14 protein-coding genes and 1 pseudogene are annotated in these 21,276 nt (G+C 72.0%); 8 read left to right on the forward strand and 7 right to left on the reverse strand.

The features are described 5' to 3' along the window. Positions 1-71: 71 nt before the first annotated feature. From ACFP2V_RS20335 to ACFP2V_RS20345, 3 genes are all read right to left on the reverse strand, one after another. Complete coding sequence (locus ACFP2V_RS20335; RefSeq protein WP_381214154.1) at positions 72-320, reverse strand: WhiB family transcriptional regulator; 249 nt, start codon at positions 318-320, stop codon at positions 72-74. Positions 321-584: 264 nt separating this feature from the next. After that, positions 585-1,625 carry a LacI family DNA-binding transcriptional regulator gene (locus ACFP2V_RS20340; protein WP_381214157.1) on the reverse strand — a complete coding sequence of 347 codons (1,041 nt, stop codon included), beginning with the start codon at positions 1,623-1,625 and terminating at the stop codon, positions 585-587. A 139-nt stretch (positions 1,626-1,764) separates the two neighbouring features. Beyond that, positions 1,765-2,766, reverse strand: a complete 1,002-nt coding sequence (locus tag ACFP2V_RS20345; protein WP_381214160.1) for a multicopper oxidase domain-containing protein — start codon at positions 2,764-2,766, stop codon at positions 1,765-1,767. 259 nt (positions 2,767-3,025) lie between these two features. Between ACFP2V_RS20345 and ACFP2V_RS20350 the strand changes: the two genes are divergently transcribed. Both ACFP2V_RS20350 and ACFP2V_RS20355 read left to right on the forward strand, forming a co-directional pair. Beyond that, complete coding sequence (locus tag ACFP2V_RS20350) at positions 3,026-5,533, forward strand: ThuA domain-containing protein (RefSeq protein ID WP_381214163.1); 2,508 nt, start codon at positions 3,026-3,028, stop codon at positions 5,531-5,533. A gap of 8 nt (positions 5,534-5,541) precedes the next feature. After that, complete coding sequence (locus ACFP2V_RS20355; protein ID WP_381214298.1) at positions 5,542-7,758, forward strand: OmpL47-type beta-barrel domain-containing protein; 2,217 nt, start codon at positions 5,542-5,544, stop codon at positions 7,756-7,758. A gap of 89 nt (positions 7,759-7,847) precedes the next feature. Here the strand turns inward: ACFP2V_RS20355 and ligD are convergent. Both ligD and ACFP2V_RS20365 read right to left on the reverse strand, forming a co-directional pair. After that, a pseudogene (ligD, locus tag ACFP2V_RS20360) lies at positions 7,848-8,399 on the reverse strand (non-homologous end-joining DNA ligase LigD); the annotation flags it as partial. 170 nt (positions 8,400-8,569) lie between these two features. Further along, the gene (locus ACFP2V_RS20365) at positions 8,570-9,760 is read right to left on the reverse strand and encodes a zinc-dependent alcohol dehydrogenase (RefSeq protein ID WP_381214166.1); all 1,191 of its coding nucleotides are present in this window, start codon (positions 9,758-9,760) and stop codon (positions 8,570-8,572) included. A gap of 234 nt (positions 9,761-9,994) precedes the next feature. On the opposite strand from ACFP2V_RS20365, the gene ACFP2V_RS20370 reads away from it, so the two are divergent. Continuing rightward, positions 9,995-11,008 carry a DUF3048 domain-containing protein gene (locus ACFP2V_RS20370; RefSeq protein WP_381214169.1) on the forward strand — a complete coding sequence of 338 codons (1,014 nt, stop codon included), beginning with the start codon at positions 9,995-9,997 and terminating at the stop codon, positions 11,006-11,008. Positions 11,009-11,455: 447 nt separating this feature from the next. Here the strand turns inward: ACFP2V_RS20370 and ACFP2V_RS20375 are convergent, their stop codons facing one another. Then, positions 11,456-11,923, reverse strand: a complete 468-nt coding sequence (locus ACFP2V_RS20375) for a MarR family winged helix-turn-helix transcriptional regulator (protein WP_381214172.1) — start codon at positions 11,921-11,923, stop codon at positions 11,456-11,458. A gap of 288 nt (positions 11,924-12,211) precedes the next feature. Here ACFP2V_RS20375 and pcaH point away from each other — a divergent pair, with 288 nt between their 5' ends. Genes pcaH through pcaDC form a run of 4 tightly spaced genes read left to right on the forward strand, consistent with a single transcriptional unit; the run spans position 12,212 to position 16,120 of the window. After that, entirely contained in the window at positions 12,212-13,012 is an 801-nt protein-coding gene (gene pcaH / locus ACFP2V_RS20380) for a protocatechuate 3,4-dioxygenase subunit beta (RefSeq protein WP_381214175.1), read from the forward strand. A 5-nt stretch (positions 13,013-13,017) separates the two neighbouring features. Beyond that, positions 13,018-13,623, forward strand: coding sequence for a protocatechuate 3,4-dioxygenase subunit alpha (gene pcaG / locus ACFP2V_RS20385; protein ID WP_381214178.1), 606 nt, complete (start codon positions 13,018-13,020; stop codon positions 13,621-13,623). Beyond that, on the forward strand, positions 13,620-14,996 hold the full coding sequence (pcaB, locus tag ACFP2V_RS20390; protein WP_381214181.1) for a 3-carboxy-cis,cis-muconate cycloisomerase: 1,377 nt from the start codon (positions 13,620-13,622) through the stop codon (positions 14,994-14,996). The genes pcaG and pcaB overlap by 4 nt, the downstream gene beginning before the upstream one ends. Beyond that, complete coding sequence (gene pcaDC, locus ACFP2V_RS20395; protein ID WP_381214184.1) at positions 14,993-16,120, forward strand: bifunctional 3-oxoadipate enol-lactonase/4-carboxymuconolactone decarboxylase PcaDC; 1,128 nt, start codon at positions 14,993-14,995, stop codon at positions 16,118-16,120. The genes pcaB and pcaDC overlap by 4 nt, the downstream gene beginning before the upstream one ends. Before the next feature lie 1,054 nt (positions 16,121-17,174). Here pcaDC and ACFP2V_RS20400 read toward each other — a convergent pair. Beyond that, complete coding sequence (locus ACFP2V_RS20400) at positions 17,175-19,856, reverse strand: ATP-binding protein (RefSeq protein WP_381214187.1); 2,682 nt, start codon at positions 19,854-19,856, stop codon at positions 17,175-17,177. Between the two features lie 372 nt (positions 19,857-20,228). Between ACFP2V_RS20400 and ACFP2V_RS20405 the strand changes: the two genes are divergently transcribed. Next, complete coding sequence (locus ACFP2V_RS20405; RefSeq protein WP_381214190.1) at positions 20,229-21,203, forward strand: DUF2510 domain-containing protein; 975 nt, start codon at positions 20,229-20,231, stop codon at positions 21,201-21,203. Positions 21,204-21,276 lie beyond the last annotated feature (73 nt).

Below are 21,276 nucleotides of genomic sequence, written 5' to 3' on the forward strand. Positions count from 1 at the left end.
GCGCCCCCCCGTCGTCGTTTTCCCCGGTCAGGGTTCCCCCTCGGGGCCGCTGCGACCGCTGTCCTCGACCATCAGCGCCGGGGCGTACGCCGCAGATCCAGCCGCTCCTTCTCGGAGAGTCCGCCCCAGACGCCGAAGCGCAGGTCGTTGGTCATGGCGTAGTCGAGGCAGGTGGCCCGGATGGGGCACAGGCCGCAGATCCGCTTGGCGTCACGAACCGAGCTGCCGGGCTCGGGGAAGAAGAAATCTCCCCCGGTCTGCGCGCACAGGGCCTCCTCCTGCCACGCGAGGTCGGGCGACGCGATGGTGTCGATGTGCATGCCCGACAGCGTGCCGGGCGCCGAAAAACATTCACTCAACGACGGATCAACACGGCGCCCGGGACTTCGGACCCGAGCCCGCCCCCGCGCCCACCTCCGCCCCGCGCCCACCCCCGTATCGGCACCCACACCCACACCCGCACCCGCTCCGACCGCACGAACGATGCCCGCACCGGCGCCGAACCGCACGGCGGCGCGCGGAGCGTTCTCGCTCGAAGGCGCGGGCACCGTCGGGCACCGTCGGGCAGGGGCCGGCCGCGGGCCTCACGCGGAGGCGCGGCGTACCAGGGTCGTCGGGAAGATCACGCCGGAGGGGGCACCGCCCACGGTCTCGCGCGCGGCGGCGGTGCGGTCGAGGCCGCGCAGCAGGAGCCGGGCCATCAGCCGGCCCATCTCCTCGATGTCCTGGCGGACGGTGGTCAGCGGGGGATCGGTCTGCTCGGCGAACGGCAGCATGTCGTCGAAGCCGACCACCGCCACGTCGTCCGGCACCCGCCGCCCGTGTTCGCGCAGCACCCGCAGCGCGCCCACCGCCGTGAGGTCGTTGGCGGCGAACACGGCGTCCAGGCCGGGACAGCTCTCCAACAGCTCCCGCATCGCCCGCTCGCCGCCGGCCAGGGTGAAGTCGCCCTCCGCGACAAGCCGCGGATCGGCGTCGGCCATGGCGTCCCGGTAGCCGTCCAGCCGGTCCGCGGCCGAGGTCTGGTCCAGGGCGCCGGTGATGTGCGCGACCCGGCCGCGGCCGAGGCCGAGCAGGTGCCGTACGGCGTCGCGGGCGCCGCCGCGGTTGTCGCTGTCGACGTAGACGACGCCGTTCCCGCCGCCGGACCAGTCGGGCCGGCCGCCGAACACGACCGGGACCCCCGCGCGCTGGATCAGCTCGGGCAGCGGGTCGTCGAGATGCAGTGAGAAGACCAGCGCGCCGTCGACATGGCCGCCCGCCAGGTAGCGGGCGACGCGGGCATGGTCGTGGCGGCCCTCGGTGAGCAGCAGCACGAGCTGGTTGTCGTGCGCCGTCAGCTCCCTGCTGATGCCGCGCAGCTGGCGGGCGAAGAAGGGGTCGGCGAAGACGCGGCTCTCGGGTTCGGCGACGACCACGGCGATGGCGTCGTGCCGGTTCGTCACCAGACTGCGGGCGGCCTGGTTGGGCACGTAGCCGAGCTCCTCCACCGCTTGCCGGACCCGCTCGGCCAGGGGTTCGGTGACGCCGTCGGCGCCGTTGACCACGCGGGAGACGGTGGCCCGCGAGACCCCCGCCCGCGCGGCCACGGCCTCCAGGGTGGGGCGCGGCACTGTCTCGGTCACGTCGGGGGCTCCTCACCTGCGGCTGCGGATCAGGATAGCCCCGGCGCCCCGGGCGGTGAGAGCGCTCTCGCCGGAGGGTGCCCCGCTGTACGGCCGTATCCCCTGTCCCGTATCCCTTGCCCCGCGGCCCGGCCCCCCGTCAGTGCTCGTGTTCCCCGCTCTCGCTCTCCTTCGGGGCGGACTCCTGGCCGTGCCGGTGTTCGTGCGGGTCGTAGCCGGGGATCGTGCCGTCCGGCTTCTTCACCAGGAACAGTCCGGTCATGCCCATGTCGGAATGGCTCTGGACGTGGCAGTGGTACATCCAGGCGCCCGCCCCCACCCCCTCCCCCGCGATGATCTGGAAGCCGAAGGAGTCCGCGGGTCCGACGATCTTGTTGTCGACGACCTGGCTCGGGTCGTCGGGTCCGGTGAGCATGCCGGTGCGGTTGTCGGCCCAGCGGTGACCGTGCATGTGGAAGGTGTGGTAGTACTCGCCGTGCGTGATCATGACGACCTCGACGCGGTCGCCGACGGTGGCCTCGAGGTCGGGGCCGGTGTGGGCGGGCCTGTTGTTGATCGTCATGTCGTTGAAGACGATCGTGTGCGTGCGGTCCGGCAGGACGTCTCCCTTGCGCCGCACGATCACCGCGCCGTACAGGCCGTTGCGGATGCCGCCGGTGCCGTGTTCCGTGCCGACGACGTGGTCGTGGTAGTGCCAGTATCCGGCACTGCCCGACCGCCAGGTGCCGTCCGAGCGCCGTCCGGGCTTGTGGGTGCGCCAGGTGTAGGTGCGGGTGCCGCCGGGCGCGACGTCGCTGCGGTTCATCTTGGTGCCGTCGCTGGAGATCTCGTAGTCCAGGCCATGGACGTGCAGGCTCACCGGTACGTCCATGGCGTTCTCGAACTCCACGTGCAGCGTGTCGCCTTCGTTGAGCTCGATCAGCGGGCCGGGGACGGACGCCTTGCCCTTCTCCAGGCCGTAGCCCATCTTTCCGCCGTCCAGGCGCTCGGCGTACAGTTTGATGCGCCTCACCTCGCCGCCCGCGGGAGCCGTTCTTGCCGGGGTCGGTGCGCTCACCGCCTCGGAGGACCCGAGGGACAACGATGTCGCCGCGACCGCGCCACCCAGCAGCACCCGCCGGTTGAAGCCGCGTCTGTCCATGCCGAACTCCCCTTACTCGTACGGGACTCGATGGTGCCGAGCATCAAAAGGCGTGTGCACGCCGGCTGCGAAGTGGATGTCATGAACCTGAGAAACCGTAGCGGCCACCCCTCCGTTTATCCACACTCAGGACAAAGTTCGTTTCATTGCGGCCATAGGTATTGGCGAGTGACGCAAAGAGGTCTAACTTCCTTGACGCTGTTGCTGCGACCGAGGAGGGGTGGGTGGCCACGTGCGGTTCACATCGCATCAAGGACCCATGCGCTTGCACGGATTGAGCACGAGAAGCACAAGAAGCACGAGAGCGAACAGAACGAGGCGAAGGGCCTGGGCGGCGACCGTTGCCGCCGGGGTCGTCGCCGCCGGACTGCTGTCGGGTCCCGCCGCCGCGCGCCCGGCCCCGGACCCGGCCCTGACAACGATGTCGATCAAGTCGCCCCCGGGCGGCGCGAACGTACGGGTGCTGCTGTTCCACGGTTCCGCCGCGGCCGGCGACGAGTCGCCGCTGGTGAACGCCGGGATCGAGGCGATCGAGAAGATCGGGCTGTCCGGTCCGGAGAACCAGCGGTTCGAGGTCACGGCGACGGACAACGCCTCGGTCTTCACCAACGACACCAGGCTGAGCCGCTTCAACGCGGTCGTCTTCCTCACCGGCGGCGGGGATGTCCTCGACCCGACCCAGGAGGCGGGCCTGGAAGCTTACATGGAGGCCGGCGGCGGGTTCGTCGGCATTCATGACGCGGCCCGCGCGGAGCCGTACTCCGACTGGTTCACCGGTCTCATCGGCGCCCGCCCGGCCGCGTCCGGCCCGGCGAACGCCCAGCGGGCGACCGTCGAGGTCGGCGACCGGCAGCACCCGGCGACCAAGAGCCTGCCGCAGGAGTGGAAGCGGCCCGACAAGTGGCTGAACTGGACGCGGAACCCGTCCGGCGAGGTGCACACCGTCGCCCGGGTCCGCGAGTCGACCTACCAGCCGGGGGCGAGCGCCAACGGCGCGGACCACCCCGTGAGCTGGTGCCGCGACTACGACGGCGGACGATCCTTCTACACCGGGATGGGCGGCACGGTGTCGTCGTACGACGAGACCGACTTCCGCGACCATCTGCGCGGCGCGCTCCTGTGGACCAGCCGGCTGGTCCAGGCCGACTGCAAGGCCACCATCAACGGCAACTACGAGGCCAAGCGGCTGACCCGGCCCAACCAGCCGGGAAAGAACGACCAGATCGGCGAGCCGCACGGACTGGTCACCGCCCCCGACGGCCGCGTCTTCTCCATCGGCCGCGGCGGCGCCGACTCCTCGCAGCCCGTGGTCACCGACTGGAACAACCCGGACATCGGCAAGGGCAAGGGCGAGATCCACGTCTACGACCCGAGGACCGAGAAGGTCACCCTGGCCGGGGCGCTCACCGTCTTCGGCAACAAGGGCGGCGGCGACGAACTGGTCAAGGTCGAGGAGGGCCTGCTCGGCATCGAGCTGGACCCGCGGTTCGAGCGGAACGGGTGGGTGTACCTGCATTACACGCCCCACTCGGAGATCGACCGCGACAAGCGGATGGCCGAACGGCGGGTCTCCCGCTTCACGTTCGACGAGCCCACCGGCAAGCTGGACCTGGCCAGCGAGAAGGTCCTGCTGAAATGGCCGGTGCAGATCCACAGTTGCTGCCACTCGGGTGGCGGGCTGGCCTGGGACTCCAAGGGCAACCTGTACATCGCCACCGGTGACAACAACTCCAGCGGCTTCAGCGGCGGTTACTCGGGCAACAACCCCGAGCCGAACTACAAGGGCGTCTCCTTCGCGGACGCGCGCCGCACGGCCGGCAACACCAACAACCTCAACGGCAAGATCCTGCGCATCCACCCGGAGCCGGACGGCACGTACACCCTCCCCGAGGGCAACCTGTTCACCGGTAAGGAGAGTGCCGAGGGCGGCGGCAAGACGCGCGGCGAGATCTATGTGATGGGTGTGCGCAACCCGGCGCGCATTTCCGTCGATCCGCGGACCGACGTGCTCTACGCCGGCTGGGTCGGCCCGGACGCCGGTCAGCCGTCGACGACCTGGGGCCCGGCCAAGTACGACACCTTCGCCGTGATCACGAAGGCGTCCAACCGCGGCTGGCCCTACTGCATGGGCAACAACCAGCCCTACCGGGACCGCAATCTGCCCGATCCGTCGCGGCCGCTGGGCTGGTACGACTGCGACCACCCGAAGAACGAGTCGCCGAACAACGACGGTCTGGTCAATCTGCCGCCGGTGACCGGCAACAACATCTGGTACTCACCGCAGGGCGGCGGCCCGGACTTCCCCCGCGACGCGAACGGTGTCCCGTCCTACCAGCAGGACGAGACCACCTACAGGCTGCCCTGGCTCAAGGGCGGCGGCCAGGCCGCGATGAACGGGCCGGTCTACCGCTACGACGAGGCCGGCGGCAGTGACACCAAGTGGCCGGCCTACTGGGACGGCAAGTGGTTCGTCGGCGACTTCTACGACGCCGACCAGCCGCGCAACGCGGTGCTCATGAACCCGAAGACGCAGGGAGACGGCGGGCTGCCGGTGCACTCGGAGTCGCTGAAGAAGATCGTGCCGGTCGGTGATGCCGGCATCAAGAACCTGATGGACTGGAAGTTCGGTCCGGACGGCGCGCTGTACGTCCTCGACTACGGCCGCGGCTTCTTCACCTCGGACTCCAAGTCCGCGCTGTGGCGGGTCACCTACACGGGCGGCGGACCGACCCCGGCCGCCGGTCAGCTGGCGAGGAAGGCCGAGTGAAACCAGTGATGCGCCAACAACGAAGGGTCTGGGCCGCCCTGCTGGCCGCCCTCCTCATGATGCTCGGCCTGCAGACCGTCTCCGCGGCCGGCGAGCCGGAGGCCCCGCGAACGAGGAAGGCCGGGGCCGCGGCGGATCAGGTGCTCACCTGGACCGCGGGCAACGACATCGACAAGTACCTCTCGGCACCGGCGACCGCGGTGGCCGGACCGGCGACGATCGTCTTCGAGAACAGCGTGGCCACCGGGAACACCACCGGTATGCCGCACACGCTGACGTTCGCCACGTCGGACCCCGAGTTCAACAACGACGTCCAGCTGAACATCCTCGCCAACCCCGGTGACGCCCAGGGCGGCCGGCACACCGCCGAGGTCACGCTCACCCCGGGCCGCTACTTCTACCACTGCACGATTCCCGGCCACGGCATGATGCAGGGCATCCTGGTGGTGACCGAGGGCAGCGGGGAGGACACCACGGCGCCGACGGCGACGGCCGAGGTGACCGGCACGAGGAACGCCGAAGGCGCGTACGTCGGTTCGGCGAGCGTCGCCCTCACGGCGACCGACGAGGGCTCGGGCGTCGACCGGATCGAGTACGCGATCGGCGCCGACGACGCCTGGCAGCCGTACACCGCACCGGTGGTCGTCAACCAGGTCGGCACGCACACGGTGCGCTACCGCGCCCTGGACAGGGCGGGCAACGTCTCGGAGGCCAAGAGCGTCGCCTTCACCGTCGTCGCCCCGCCGACGGACGACACCACCGCACCGGAGACCTCGGCGACGGTGGACGGCGAGAAGAACGCCGACGGCGCCTACATCGACATGGCGACCGTCACCGTCAGCGCCTCCGACACGGGCTCCGGTGTCAACACCATCGAGTACGCGGTCGGTGCGACGGGCGCCTGGCAGGTGTACGGCGGTCCGGTGATGGTGCATCAGGTCGGCACCCACACCGTGCGCTACCGCGCCACCGACAAGGCGGGCAACGTCTCGGCGGCCAAGAGCGTCGCCTTCACCGTCGTCACCGCGCCCCCGCAGGACACCACCCCACCGGTGACCGGCGTCGGCGTGGAGGGGTCGAGGAACTCCGCCGGGGCCTACGTCGGCAGCGCGAAGGTGACCATCAGCGCCACCGACGCGGGCGGTTCCGGCGTCGCGTCCATCGAGTACTCGCTCGACTCCGGGCCCTACCTGGCGTACACGGAGCCCGTGGTCGTCGACCGGGCGGGCCGGCACACCGTGACGTACCGGGCGCGCGACAAGGCGGGCAACACCTCCGCACCGCTCACGGTGAGCTTCACCGTCGTGACCGGCCAAGTCCCGCCGCCGCCCTGCCCGGAGTACGACGAGCGCCTGACGGTGATCGTCGGCGAGGTCGACTCGGGCGTGCCCAACCGGGTCACCAACAACCGGTGCCGGATCGGCGAGTTGATCGAGGACGAGAAGGAGTGGACGTCCAGCGCACTGTTCCTGAAGCACGTGAAGAGCGTGCTGGACAAGCTCAGGAAGGAAGGTGTCGTCGACCAGCGCGAGGACCGGGCCATCAACCAGGCGGCCCGCCAGTCCGGGATCGGCGAGCCGGGCCAGACCGACGGCTACCGCAAGATCCTCGACGGCAGCGCGGCGGCGTTCGCCAAGTGGCAGCAGGTGGGCGGTGGTTCGTTCGCGCTGAACCCGGACGGGTCGATCACGTCCGGCACCACGAAGTCCGGGCTCGGCATGCTGTGGTTCCCCGAGCGCAAGTACGGCGACTTCTCGCTGAAGCTGCAGTGGCGTGACGACGCCCCGGGTACCGGGAACGCCAACTCCGGTGTGTTCGTGCGGTTCCCGCAGATCCACGACCACCCGGAGGAGACCCGGCCGGAGTGGGCCGCCATCAAGTACGGACACGAGATCCAGGTGTTCGACTCGCCCACGGGCGACATGTACAAGACGGGCTCGGTCTACGGCTTCGACCGGGTGGGCCTGGCCGGCGCGGGTGTGACCCAGAAGGGCACCTGGAACGACTACGAGATCCGGGTGGAGGGCCAGCACTACTCGGTCTTCCGCAACGGTGTGCTGATCAACGAGTTCGACAACACCGGTGGTCAGGACTTCACCCCGCCGCGCTCGGACGACCCGGGCACGGACGGGCGGCGGTTCGCCTCCGGTTACCTCGGCCTCCAGGTGCACAGCACGACGGACGTGGTCTCGTACCGGGACGTCCGGATCAAGGAACTGCCGTGAAACCGCTGCGGTGGCACGAACTGCCGTGACACGGCGCTGATTTCCCCGCGAAGGTGAAGCGGCGCGCCGGGTCGGGAAGCCGCGGTTCCGGGCTTCCCGACCCGGCTCGGCTGTACCCGGCCGGGTTCCCCCGGCGTCTTCGGACACTCGGGCGGGTAGGGCAGATCACCGAGTCCGTGGTCGCGCTCGTCCCGTCGAGCGAGTTCGAGCAGGGGTTCGAGCGAGAATCCGTGATCGTCCATGTCCGCGTGCACATCGCCGAGTTCGGCGAAGCGCGCGGGCATGGTCGCGAGATCGAAGTCCCTCGGGTGCGCGACGGGCACCCGTCCCGGCGCAGCGGCGCCGGGACGGGTGCGTGCGGACGGGGGCGCACGGAGCAGGCGGAGGCGATGGTGCGGTCGCGGGCCGTCCGGTTGCGGTCCACGGAGATCCGCTCTCCGCGTTCCTCCTTCCACCACTTCATGGTCACCTGCTCCGGCATCCGGCGCTCCCGTTCGCGGCCGGCCGGCCGCGAGGGCGGCACGGCGGACCCGGGTGAAGGGCCGGCGCGGTTCGATGGGCACGAACACATGCGGGCTCCGGACGCCGGATGTCCTGGGCCGGCCGCGCGGTCCGCCGAACTCATCGAGTACGTGGCGCACCCGCTCGAGCGGAGCCGAGAGGTGGGGGGAGGAGCCACGTGGGCGTTTCGGCAACGCGGCTGGGGGTTCCCCTGCTCGAAGAGCTCGGGGGAGTGCGTGCCAGGCGTCACTGGGCGGGCGGGGATGTGCCGGACAGGCCCCAGGGGCCTCTCGTCCGGATCACGCCGGGCTCACGGCCGCATGAGGACCTTGACCGCGCCGTCCCGCTTGCGCTGGAACATGTCGTAGGCCAGGGGTGCGTCCGACAGCGGCAGGCGGTGGGTGGCGAAGTCCTCGACGCCGAGGGGGTCGTCGTCCGTGAGGTGGGGAATGATCTCGTCGCTCCAGTGGCGGACGTTCGCCTGCCCCATGCGCATCTGTATCTGCTTGTCGAACATGGTGAGCAGGGGCATCGGGTCCGCCACGCCGCCGTAGACGCCGGACACCGAGACGGTGCCGCCGCGGCGCACCAGGTCGATCGCGGTGTGCAGGGCGGCGAGCCGGTCGACGCTGAAGCGTTCGGCCAGGGGGCCGCTGAGTTTCCGGGGCAGCAGCGCCGCGGTGTTCTGCACCATGCGGGCCACCGCGCTGCCGTGTGCCTCGGTGCCGACGGCGTCGATCACGGCGTCGGGGCCGCGGCCGTCGGTCCGGTCACGGATCGCGGTGACGAGCTCCTTCTCGTCGTCGAAGGAGCGCAGGTCGAAGGTTTCCACGCCCCGTTCCTGCGCCCGGCGCAGTCGTTCCGGGACCAGGTCCACGCCGAAGACCCGCCCGGCGCCCTTGAGCCGGGCGATCCGGCAGGCCATGTCACCGATGGGACCGAGGCCGAGCACGGCGACACTTCCGCCCTTCGGGACGTCGGCGTAGGCCACCGCCTGCCAGGCGGTGGGCAGGACGTCGGAGAGGTAGACGAACCGGTCGTCGGGCGGCCCCTCGGGGACCTTGATCGGGCCGTACTGGGCCTGCGGGACCCGCAGGTACTCGGCCTGGCCGCCCGGCACCGCACCGTAGAGGCGGGTGTAGCCGAACAGGGCCGCGCCCATGCCCTCGGCGCTGACCTGGGTGGTCTCGCACTGGGTGGGCAGGCCCGTGAGGCACATCCAGCAGTTGCCGCAGGCGATCTGGAACGGCACGACGACACGGTCACCGGCCTGGAGGTCCGGCACTCCGGCGCCGACCTCCTCGACGATGCCCATGGCCTCGTGGCCGAGGATGTCGCCCGGGGTCATGAACGGGGTGAGCACCTCGTAGAGGTGCAGGTCGGAGCCGCACAGTCCGGTGGACGTGACGCGGATGACGGCGTCCGTCGGTTCCTCGATCCGCGGGTCGGGCACCTCCTCCACGCGAACGTCCCGCTTTCCCTGCCAGGTCACTGCCCTCATCGCCGCCTGCTCCCTGCGTCGTAGTGGCCGGTACGCCGTCCGTACGGTCTGCCGGTGCGTGCTGTCGGCCGTTCGTACGGCGGGCGCTCCGGGTACCCGGGGGGCCCGTGCCGAACCGCTCCCTGCTGGGCCGATCGGCGGAAGCCACCGCGCGGGAACACCACCGATCAGGTAGGGCCACTGACAATCGGAAAAGCGCACAACCAAGACAACCGATGATGTGGGGCAGGCAGGGTGGCGACGGTGGGCACGAGACGAAAAGCACGCGCACGACGCGCCGCGACGGCGAGAGCACTGCTGGCGACGCTTTTGGTGGCCGGTCTGGCGGCGGGCTGCACGGCGTCGAACGGTCCGGGTGACGACGAACGCGGGTCGCCGCGCACATCACGCCCGGGCGGGACGGACGAAACCCACGGGGGCGACCGCCCGCCGGTCCTCGCGGTGAAGATCGACAACGTTCCCGCGGCCCGCCCCCAGACGGGCCTGGAGTCGGCGGACGTGGTGTACGTCGAGCAGGTCGAGGGCGGCCTGAGCCGGCTGATGGCGGTCTACGCCACCCGGCTGCCCGAATCCATCGGGCCGGTGCGCAGCGCCCGGGAGTCCGACCTGGAGCTGCTACGCCAGTTCGACCGGCCGGTCCTGGCGTTCTCCGGGGCGCAGAGCAGACTGCTGCCGCTGATCGACCGGGCGCCGCTGGAGCCCCTGACGCCCGGGACACCCGGCTCGGGTGCGGGCGTCTACGTCCGGGGCACCACGCGGTCCGCCCCGCACAACCTCTTCCTCCAGCCCCGGCAGGTCATGGACGACCCGCCCGGCCGGGCCTCACTGACCACCGGCTTCCGCTACGGGCCGCCGCCCCGGGGCGGCGAACCCACGAGCACACGCACGGTGCGCTATCCGGCGGCCCGCTTCACCTTCAGCTGGTCCGACGCCCGCGACCGCTGGCTGGTCTCCATGGACGGCACCCCCGCGGTCACCGCGCGGGGCGAGCCGGTGGCGCCCGCGACCGTCGTCGTGCAGCACGTGACCGTCCGCCCGTCCGACTACCACGACTCCCGCGGCAACAACACGCCGTACACCGAGACGGTGGGCTCCGGGACGGCCACCGTGCTACGCGACGGGCGCGCCCACGACGTCCGCTGGAGCCGCCCGGACGCCTCGGACGGCACCGCGTTCACGACGGACGACGGCACCGAGGTGAACTTCGCGCAGGGGCAGGTGTGGGTGGTCTACACGGAGACCACCTGACCAGCTCGGGACACCCGGCGGGGCCACCGGACATCGGACCACCGGGCACCGGACCACCGGGGTGCCGGGCCACCGGGGCGCCGGGCCACCGGGGTGCCAGACCACCGGATCTCCGGGGCACCGGGCCACCGGGGCGCCGGGGCGCCGGGCCACCGGATCTCCGGACCACCGGGCACCGGACCACCGGGGTGGGGCCCGTCGGGATTCAAGTGGCGCGCTGGTATGTCCCTGGCCTGCGGTGGTCTGGCGAAAACCGCGCCAGTTGTTCACCGACGGGCCCTGCCGGGCCACCGGGGTGCCAGATCACCGGACCACCGGGCCACTGGGCCACCGGGGCGCCGGGGCGCCGGGGCGCCGGGCCACCGGGGCGCCAGATCACCGGGGTGCCAGACCACCGGATCTCCGGGGTACCGGGCCACTGGGCCACCGGGGTGCCAGATCACCGGATCACCGGGGTACCGGAGTCGTGGGCTCGCCGGGGCGGCGCAGTCCCTCGGCCGCGTCCGCCACCCGCCGGATCAACGCGAAGAAGGCGGCCTGCTCGTCGGCGTCCAGCGGGCCCAGGAAGACCTGGTTCATCCGCGCGGTGCGCACCGCCAGCTTACGGTGGGTGCGCAGGCCGTCTTCCGTGAGCCGGAGCAGGAAACGGCGTCCGTCCTGCGGGTCACGGACCTTGTCGAGCAGTTCCCGCCGGATGAGCCGGCCGATCACCTCGGCGATGGTGGACCGGTCCAGCCCGACCCGCTCCCCCACGCTGCGCTGGTCCAGGCCCGGCTCGGCGACGAGCGCGTTGAGGACCGCGAACTGCGGGGAGGTGATCTCCTCGGAGACCATCGTGTTCCACAGCAGGTGGTGCGCCTGCTGGAGCCGTCGGGCCAGGTGCCCGGGATGGGTGGTGAGGTCCACCGCGGCCATGTACGCCCCTCGCTGCCGATGCCGTCGATCCGTTACCGCAGTCGGTTGCTGCAGTTCGTTGCTGTAATTCGTTGGTGCACTGAACAATACCCGTGCAAGACCGAACCTGTCTGCGGTCCGCGCCGACATCGATGCAGGTTGTGCCAAGGTATTGACGCCCCCGCTCAGCGATGGCAGCGTGAGGGAACCACTGCGAAAATACTCAGTGCCCTGACTAATTCGGGACTGACGACGCAGACCGACGACGCGCGTCCGGCCGACCGGGCCGGAAGGGATGAGGTACCTCGGATGGACAAGGTGGTGGCCTCTGTGACGAACGTTCTCACTCAGCACGACATCGACCAGGAGATCGCGGCCGAACACGCCGCGTACGAGAAGCGGGTGGCGGGCGGTGCCCCGGTCGAGCACCATCCACGCCGCGACTACCGGCCGTACCGTTCGTCGGTGCTGCGCCATCCCCGGCAGCCGGCGATCGCGGTCGACGTGACCAAGGACCCCGAGCTGGTGGAGCTGTCCTCCCCCGCGTGGGGGGAACGGGACGTCACCGAGACCGACAACGACCTCACCCGGCAGCACCCCGGCGAGCCCGTCGGCGAGCGGATCACCGTCTCCGGGCGGCTGCTGGACCGCGACGGCCGTCCCGTGCGCGGCCAGCTGGTGGAGGTCTGGCAGGCCAACTCGGCCGGGCGGTACGCCCATCAGCGTGAGCAGCACGACGCACCGCTGGACCCGAACTTCACCGGCGCCGGCCGCACCCTCACCGACGCCGAGGGCTTCTACCGCTTCACGACCATCCAGCCGGGACCGTATCCGTGGCGCAACCATGTCAACGCGTGGCGCCCGGCGCACATCCATTTCTCCGTCTTCGGCACCGCTTTCACCCAGCGGCTGGTGACGCAGATGTACTTCCCCAACGACCCGCTGTTCCCGTACGACCCGATCCTGCAGTCGGTGACCGACGACGCGGCCCGTCAGCGGCTGGTGGCGACCTACGACCACAGTCTGTCGGTGCCGGAGTTCTCCCTCGGTTACCACTGGGACATCGTGCTCGACGGGCCGCGGGCCACCTGGATGGAAGAAGGGCGCTGACCGTCATGACGAAGATCGACACGGGCAATCCGGAGAACGTGCTGCCCACCCCCTCGCACACCGTCGGCCCCTTCTACGGCTATGCGCTGCCGTTCCGCGGCGGTGAGGACATCGCGCCGGCCGGCCACCCGGACACCGTCACCGTGCACGGCTACGTGTACGACGGCGAGGGCAACCCGCTGCCGGACGCGCTGCTGGAGGTGTGGGGGCCGGACCCGGAGGGCAACCTGGCGACCGCCGACGGTTCGATGCGGCGGGACCCGGCGAGCGGCGACTTCCTGGGCCGCAACGGGGTGGAGTTCACCGGCTTCGGCCGGATCCAGACCGACGCCGACGGTCACTGGTACGTGCGCACGCTGCGGCCGGGGGCACGGGGGCAGAACGCTCCGTACCTCAGTCTGTGTGTGTTCGCGCGGGGCCTGCTGACGCATCTGTTCACCCGGGTCCACCTGCCGGGCGACGAGGCCGCGCTCGCGGCGGACCCGCTGCTGTCCCGGCTCGACGCGGACCGCCGCGACACGCTGATCGCGACGGACGAGGGGCGGGGGACGTACCGTTTCGACGTCCGCCTCCAAGGCGAGGGCGAAACGGTCTTCCTGGAGTTCCAGTGACATCGGCCGATGCCGGCACCGGCCTGCTCGCCCCCGGGTGGGCCGGTTCCCCGGCCGCAGCCGAGGCCGGGGACGGCGCCGTCCTGCGGGCGCTGCTCGACGCCGAGGCCGCGCTGACCCGGGCGCAGGCGGCGGCCGGGCTCGCCCCCGCCGAGGCGGCGGCGGCGGTCACGGAGGTGGCCGCCGGCCCCGGGCGCTTCGACCTCGCTTCCCTCGCCGAGCGGGCGCGGGGCGGTGGGAACCCGGTGATCCCGCTGGTCGCGGATCTGACCCGGGCGGTGGGTGAGCCCTACGGCCCCTATGTGCACCGGGGGGCGACCAGCCAGGACATCATGGACACCGCTCTGATGCTGGTGGCCCACCGCGCACTCGGCCCGCTCCTCGACGACCTCGACCGCGCCCAGCGGGCGCTGGCCGGCCTCGCCGCCGAGCACCGCGACACGGTGCTGCCGGGGCGCACGCTGACCCAGCACGCGGTACCGACGACGTTCGGGCTGAAGGCCGCCGGGTGGCGCTCCCTGGTGCTCGACGCCCGCGACCGGACGATGGCCGTACGCGCCTCGCTCCCCGCCCAACTCGGCGGTGCCGCAGGGACGCTGGCCGCGTTCACCGCGTACGGGGCGACGGACCCGACCGAGCTTCCCGCGCTCTACGCCCGGGAACTCGGCCTGTGCCCGCCCGCTCTCCCCTGGCACACGTTGCGCACGCCGGTCGCCGATCTCGCCGGCGCTCTCGCCTTCACCGCCGGGGCCCTGGGCAAGCTCGCGGCGGACGTGCTCACATACTCCCGCACCGAGATCGCGGAGGTCGCCGAGGGCAGCGGCGGCGGGTCCTCGGCCATGCCGCACAAGGCCAACCCGGTGCGTTCGACGCTGATCGCGGCGGCGGCCCGGCAGGCGCCGCAGCTCGCGGCCACGCTGTACGGCTCGCTGGTGGCCGAGGACGAGCGGCCGGCCGGGGCCTGGCACGCCGAGTGGGAGCCGCTGCGGGAGCTGCTGCGCCTGGCCGGCGGCGCGGCCCGAAACGCCGCCGAACTCACCGGTGGACTGCGGGTGCACGCGGACGTGATGCGCGAACACCTCGGCCTGACCCATGGGTTGATCGTCTCCGAGCGGCTGTCCGCCGAACTGGCACCCCTTCTCGGGCGCGGCCGGGCGAAGGAACTGCTCACCGGCCTGGCGCGGCGCGCGTACGCGGAGGGTCGCGACCTCGGTGCGCTGCTCGGCGACATGCTCGATGAACTATTCGTGGCGGAACCGGAGTTGGCCGAGCGCCCGGAGTGGAAGGGCTTCGACCTCACCGCCGCGACCGACCCCGCCCGTTACACCGGCTCCGCCGGGCCCCTCACCGACCGTGCACTGGAGCGCTCGTGACCGACACTCTCCTCAACCACCGTATCGAAGGCTCCGGTTCTGCTCCCCCGCTGCTGCTCGGCCCCTCGCTGGGCACGTCGTACGCCCTGTGGGACAAGGTGGCGCCCGAGCTGTCGGCCGCGTACCGGGTGGTCCGCTGGGACCTGCCGGGGCACGGCGGTTCGGCGGCCGGGCTGATCGGCCCCGGCGCGACCGTCGGCGATCTGGCGGATCTGGTGATCGCGCTCGCCGACACGCTCGGCATCGAGCGGTTCGCCTACGCGGGGGTGTCACTGGGCGGCGCGGTGGGGCTGGAGCTGGCCGTGCGGTATCCGCAACGGGTGTCGTCGCTGGCCGTGATCTGTTCCTCTGCGCATTTCAACGGTGCGAAGGCGTGGGAGGAGCGGGCGGCGCTGGTGCGGAGCGAGGGCCTCACGGGGCTCGCGGAGAGCGCGGACTCCCGCTGGTTCACGCCCGGTTTCACGGTGCCGGAGCTGGTCCGCGACCACCGGGACACCGATCCCGGGGCGTATGCCGCCTGCTGCGACGCGCTGGCCGCGTTCGATCTGCGGGACCGCCTCGCACAGATCGGGGCGCCGACGCTGCTGGTGGCCGGCCGGGAGGATCCGGCGACGCCTCCGGCGCATCTGCGCGAGATCGCCGACGCGGTGCCGGGGGCAGGGCTCGTCGAGATCCCGGGTGCCTCGCATCTGGCGCCGGCGGAGCGCCCGGAGGCGGTGCTGACGGCGCTGCGGGCCCACTTCGGCGGGGACGCGGCGAGTGGGATGCGGGTACGGCGCGAGGTTCTCGGGGACACGCACGTGGACCGGGCCCAGGCGCGGCAGACGCCGTTCACGGCGCGGTTCCAGGACTTCATCTCGCGCTATGCCTGGGGCGAGGTGTGGACCGATCCGACGCTCAGCCGCCGTGAACGCAGCATGATCACGCTCACCGCCCTGATCGCGCACGGCCACTACGACGAACTGGCCATGCACGTCCGCGCGGCCCGGCGCAACGGGCTCACCCCGGAGGAGATCGGGGCCGTCCTGCTGCAGACGGCGGTGTACTGCGGAGTCCCCGCGGCCAACTCGGCGTTCGCCACGGCCCAGCGGGTGCTGGCGGAGGAGTCCGAGGGGCCGTCGTGACACGCTGCCGACCCAGTGGGCGACAAGCAGGGAAGGGTCCGGGAGGGCGGAACGCCACGGTCCGTCAGCGGCCGGGCCGCGCGGGCCCGGGCCGGCGGGGTGACCGGTGAACGGGCTGATCCTCTTCCCTCGGTGACCTCGGTGAGGCCGGTGAGGCCGGGTGACACCGGGTGACACCGGGTGACACCGGTGAGGCCGGGTGACCTTGGGTGACACCGGTGACGCCTATGACACCGGTGACACCGGGGGACACCGGTGACGCCAGTGGCACCGGTAACACCGGTGACGCCAGTGGCACCGGTAACACCGGAGAGGCCGGTAAGGCCGAGAGGCCGGTAAGGCCGGTAAGGCCGGTAAGGCCGAGAGGCCGGTAAGGCCGGTAAGGCCGGTAAGGCCGGTAAGGCCGGTAAGGCCGGTAAGGCCGAGAGGCCGGTAAGGCCGGTAAGGCCGGTAAGGCCGAGAGGCCGGTAAGGCCGGTAAGGCCGAGAGGCCGGTAAGGCCGGTAAGGCCGGTAAGGCCGAGAGGCCGGTAAGGCCGGTAAGGCCGGTAAGGCCGGAGAGGCCGGTAAGGCCGGTAAGGCCGAGAGGCCGGTAAGGCCGGTAAGGCCGGTAAGGCCGGAGAGGCCGGTAAGGCCGGAGAGGCCGGAGAGGCCGGAGAGGCCGGTAAGGCCGGTGACGAGTCTGCTGCCGCCGCAGCACTGTGGACCGGGACCGGTCGGGGCACGGGCCCACGGCCGGCCGGGCGTCCCGGGTAGGCCTCACCGGCCGGCGCCCCACCCGGGGACATGCGGGTGACACTGCGCCCGGTGGCCGAGCGGGGCGCGGTCGGCGGTGAGCCCGAGAGCCGCAGAGGCCGGTTGCCCGGCTCTCCTCCCGGGGTCGTGGCCGAGCCGGCGGTTCAGTGCCCTGAGCCGGAGATCTCTGGGCAGTTCCTGCCGGGCGCTCGATGCATCCGCGGTGACCGAGGGAGGCTGCGGCCAGGGGTGTTCGTGAGCTCCGACGGATCCGGCGGATGCGTCACCTCCGCCGATCCGCCGAGGAATTTCCGACTCAGGTCACTGGGTCCGGCCGGTCGTCGTGGTCAGTTCGGCCTCGGCGCGGGCGGCCAGGCCGTCCGCGCCGCAGGAGCGTGCGAGATCCAGGCCCCGCTCCAGGTGGGTCCGCGAGCGGGCGAGGATGCCGTACTCGACGCGGGCCGCCGCGTGCTCGTACTGGCAGGGTGAGGCCTCCAGGTAGGCGACGGCCCGGGCGGCGAGCCGTACCGCCCGCTGGCCGGTCTCCAGAGCGGCGGCGCAGCGCAGGGCCTCGCCTATGGCGGTGTCCGTGCCGAAGCGCTCGGCCTGGCTGCGGTACTCGACGGCCAGCCGGGCGGCACGGGCCGGGTCCTCGGTGGCGAGGGCGCGGGCGAGGTCGGCGGCCCAGAACAGGTGGACGGGGTTGTGGTGGCCGCGGGAGGCCGCGGCCTTCTCGGCGGCCTCCAGTTCGTTGATGCCGTCCTTCGTACGGCCGACCGCGAGCAGCAGCCTGCCGCGCACCGAGCGGGGGTCGGGCAGCACGATGGTGGACGGGTAGGGCGGCGCGAACCCGTGCCGTTCGGCGACTTCCCATGCCTCGTCCACATGGCCGCGGACGAGCAGGGTGTCGACCAGGTTGCAGGTCGCCGTCCAGTACAGGGGCAGGCCGCGGCCCACGCGTTCGGCCAGGCGCAGGGATTCGCGCAGCGACTTCTCCGCCGCCGCGAGGCGGCCCCGCCTGCGGTGCGCGAGACCGACGTAGGCGTGGGCGAGGGCCAGGTGGCCGCCGCTCCAGCCGGCTGTCTCGTAGGAGCGCAGGGCCTCGCTGTAGAGACTTTCGGCGCGGTCGAGACGGTCGGTGTAGGCGTACGTGCTGGCCAGCATCAGCAGCAGTTCGACGCCCCACTCGGCGTCGGTCCAGCCGAGACCGGGCGCGAGGCGGCCGTTGACGAGGACGCGGTCACTGTTCTCGGCGACCACTTCGGCGCTCTCGCCGCGCATCATGGCGTCGAAGCCGCGCAGAATGAGCAGCGCGCGTTCGGAGTTGTCCCGGCCGGTGCAGGTGTCGGCGAGGGCGGCGAGGCGTTCGGAACGGCCGGGAGCGGTGGTCTCACCGGCGTGGAGGCCCTCCCACATGAACTGCACGGCCTGCAGCCGCATCCGGGCGGGGCCGGGTTCCAGCCGGGCGGTCTCCTCCTCGACGGTGCGGACGGCCTCCTCCATCTGGTTGTTGTGCAGCAGCGCCTGGGAGAGCCGGACCACGGCGTCCACCCGTGCGTCCCCGTCGAGGCCGGACATGCCGAGCGCGGTCCGCAGATGGCCGATGGTCCGGGCGGGCGCGGTGAGGAAGGTGGCGCAGCCCAGTTCGTAGAGCACGCGCGCGTGGACCTCGGGGCGGGGCGGTTCCTCCAGGGCGCGCTCCAGGCAGCGGCGGGCGGCGTCCGGGGCACCGACGGCGAGGTGTTCACCGGCGGCGTCCCGCAGTTGCCGGACGAGTTCCTCGTCGTCGTCCGGGTGCACCTCGAGGAGATGGCGGGAGGCGGACGCGGCGCCGCGTCCGGAGTCGGTGACGATCCGGGCGGCGATGCCGTGCATGGCGCGGCGCAGCGCGTCGGGGATGGAGTTGTAGACGGCGGTGGCGATCAGCGGGTGGACGAACTCGAGGTCGGCGGGTCCGGTACGGCCGGTGCCGGGGTCGGGGTCGGTGAGGATACGGGCGCTGCGCAGCCGCTCGGCGCAGCGGACGGCGTCGTCGTGGTCGAGGGTGGCGAGCTCGGCCACCAGGTCGACGGTGATGTCGTTGCCGAGGATGGCGGCGGCCCAGGCGAACCGGGTGGCGTCTATGCCGAGTTCTTCCAGCCGGGCGACGAGCCCGCCGCCGCGGGCGGAGCGGTTCAGCGCGCGCAGTTCACCGGCGTGCGCCTCGACGGGTTCGAGTTCGCTGTCCCGGACCTTGGCGAGGAGTTCCACGGTCTCGTAGGGGTTGCCGCCCGTGACGGCCCACACCTCGCGGCAGAACGCGGCGTCCGCGTTCTCGCCGAGGGTGGCGCGGGTGAGACCGGCCGCGGCGGGCGGGGTCAGCGCGCTGAGGACGGTGACCGGGTGCTCGGCCGCGGCGGCGATGGCGTCCAGGTGGCGGGTGCTCACCCCGGAGACGCCTCCGGGCCGGCGGGCGACCACGACAAGGACGGGCAGGTCCGCCAAGCTTTCCGCGAAAGCGGAGAGCCAGTTCAGAGTCTCCTGGTCGACCCAGTGGGCGTCGTCGATCGTCAGTACCAGCGGCCAGTCCCGGCGGGCCAGCCGGCGCACGGCGGCGACCAGGCCCTCGCAGACGCCCTGCGGGTCGGCGTGCCGGTCGCCGGGCTCGGCGATGCCGAGGGCGGGGCCGGCGATGTCGTACCAGTCGCCGAGGTACTCGCGGGCCTCCTCCGGCAGCATCGACACCAGCGCGGGCTGGAGGAGTTGGCGTACGACGTTGAACGGGACGGTGCGCAGGGTCTCGCCGCCGCGGGCCGACCACACGGTGCAGCCGCGCTGTTCGGCGATGCGCCGGGTCTCGGCGAGCAGCGCGGTCTTGCCCAGCCCCGACTCGCCCCGCAGCACCAGCAGGCTGCCGGGCGAGGAACGGTCCGCGCACAGGGTGTCGACCACCGCGGTGATGGCGGCGATCTCCTCGTCCCGCTCCCAGAGAGAGGCCGATGCCGCGGGCCGCACCTCCGTCATTCCGCTACCTCCCCAAGTCGCCCGAACGACGTACCGGCGTCGAGCGTAGTCCTCCGACGGCCCCGACGGAGCGGTACCGGCCGGGCTCTTGCCGTGACGGGTGACACCGGGTACAGGGGTCGACGCGCCCTGCCGCTCACCAGGGGCCTGACGGTCAACACCGGTCAAGGGAAAGGAAAGTGATGGTGTGTCGGGTCATTTCGGAAGGGGTCGGGGAGGCGGGTCGGAGCTCCCGGGCCGGGGCTCCCGGAGGCCCGGCCGCTCGGGCCGGCGCGCTCACGGGGCACGCACCCGCGGCCCGCGGAACCTCGGACTCCCGAAGTTACGGACCTCTCTCATCCCTCTTTCACCGACGCCTCATACGGTGGGGGCATGACGCAGGCGACTCCTCCCGGGTGGTACCCCGACCCCGGGCAGACGAATGACGGACCGGCCACCGAGCGCTGGTGGGACGGTACTGCCTGGACGGACCGGGTCCGGCCGACGGGATCGGCACCCGCCTGGGACCCTCCCGCGCCGGGCACGGCCGCCGGACCGGCGTATCCGGCCCAGGCGGTGTACCCCGCGTATCCGGCGCATCCCGGATATCCCGGGGTCGTGCAGTCCGGTCCGGGCTCCGGCCGGAGGCGCGGGCTGCTCGTCGGAATAGCTGTGGCAGCGGCCGTCGCGGTGCTGGCGAGCATCGGGGTCGGCGTGTACGCGCTGACCGACGACGGCGGGAACGACAACTCCACCGCCTCGCAGGCGCCGGGCGGACGGGACGGCGGTCCGGGCGAGGACGGCCCCGACTCGGACACCTCTGAGCCGCCGCGGGTCGAGAGCGGGTCGGTGACCGACGGGCTGAGCGGAATCAGCCTTCCCATCCCGGACGGCTGGTACGGCCAGGAGGGCCGGGTGGGTGCCCAGATCATGTCGGAGAACACGTACGACTGCCCCGGCGACACCTCCAGCACCTGCACCAAGGGCGGCGCGTACTCGGCACCGGCAAGGGCCCTCGGCACCCGCGGCTCCACCGCGGAAGCGGTCGCCAAGGCGGACATCTCCGCCAACGCCGAGGAGTCGTACGGCGGCGATTCCTACGGGAGGATCAGCTCGCACGAGGTCCTCGAGTCGAAGGCGGTGACCGTCGCCGGGCAGAAGGGCTACCTGGTGCGCTGGAAGGCGGTCACCAGCAAGGGCTCCGACGGGTACGTCCAGTCGCTGGCCTTCCCCTCCCCCGCGCAGCCGAAGCAGATGGTCGTCATCCGCTTCGGTCTGGACACCGACCAGAAGCAGTCCGTCCTCGACGACATCACCAAGGGCATAAAGAAGGCGGAGAGCAGCGGCGGCAACGGCCAGGACGTCTGAGCCCGCAGCCTCGGCCGTCCGCCCCGACGTCCGCCCCACCGAAAGACGGCCGGGTGGGGCTCCCCTCCGCTCA

Origin of the sequence: Streptomyces incanus (genome assembly GCF_042656345.1) — a bacterium.
Lineage (GTDB): Bacteria > Actinomycetota > Actinomycetes > Streptomycetales > Streptomycetaceae > Streptomyces > Streptomyces incanus.

Excerpts from the sequence above, each read along its gene's own strand:
- ACFP2V_RS20335 (WP_381214154.1), bottom strand. The coding sequence starts at position 320 with ATGCACATCGACACCATCGCGTCGCCCGACCTCGCGTGGCAGGAGGAG.
- ACFP2V_RS20345 (WP_381214160.1), bottom strand. The coding sequence starts at position 2,766 with ATGGACAGACGCGGCTTCAACCGGCGGGTGCTGCTGGGTGGCGCGGTC.
- ACFP2V_RS20350 (WP_381214163.1), top strand. The coding sequence starts at position 3,026 with ATGCGCTTGCACGGATTGAGCACGAGAAGCACAAGAAGCACGAGAGCG.
- ACFP2V_RS20355 (WP_381214298.1), top strand. The coding sequence starts at position 5,542 with ATGCGCCAACAACGAAGGGTCTGGGCCGCCCTGCTGGCCGCCCTCCTC.
- ACFP2V_RS20365 (WP_381214166.1), bottom strand. The coding sequence starts at position 9,760 with ATGAGGGCAGTGACCTGGCAGGGAAAGCGGGACGTTCGCGTGGAGGAG.
- ACFP2V_RS20375 (WP_381214172.1), bottom strand. The coding sequence starts at position 11,923 with ATGGCCGCGGTGGACCTCACCACCCATCCCGGGCACCTGGCCCGACGG.
- pcaH (WP_381214175.1), top strand. The coding sequence starts at position 12,212 with ATGGACAAGGTGGTGGCCTCTGTGACGAACGTTCTCACTCAGCACGAC.
- pcaG (WP_381214178.1), top strand. The coding sequence starts at position 13,018 with ATGACGAAGATCGACACGGGCAATCCGGAGAACGTGCTGCCCACCCCC.
- ACFP2V_RS20400 (WP_381214187.1), bottom strand. The coding sequence starts at position 19,856 with ATGACGGAGGTGCGGCCCGCGGCATCGGCCTCTCTCTGGGAGCGGGAC.
- ACFP2V_RS20405 (WP_381214190.1), top strand. The coding sequence starts at position 20,229 with ATGACGCAGGCGACTCCTCCCGGGTGGTACCCCGACCCCGGGCAGACG.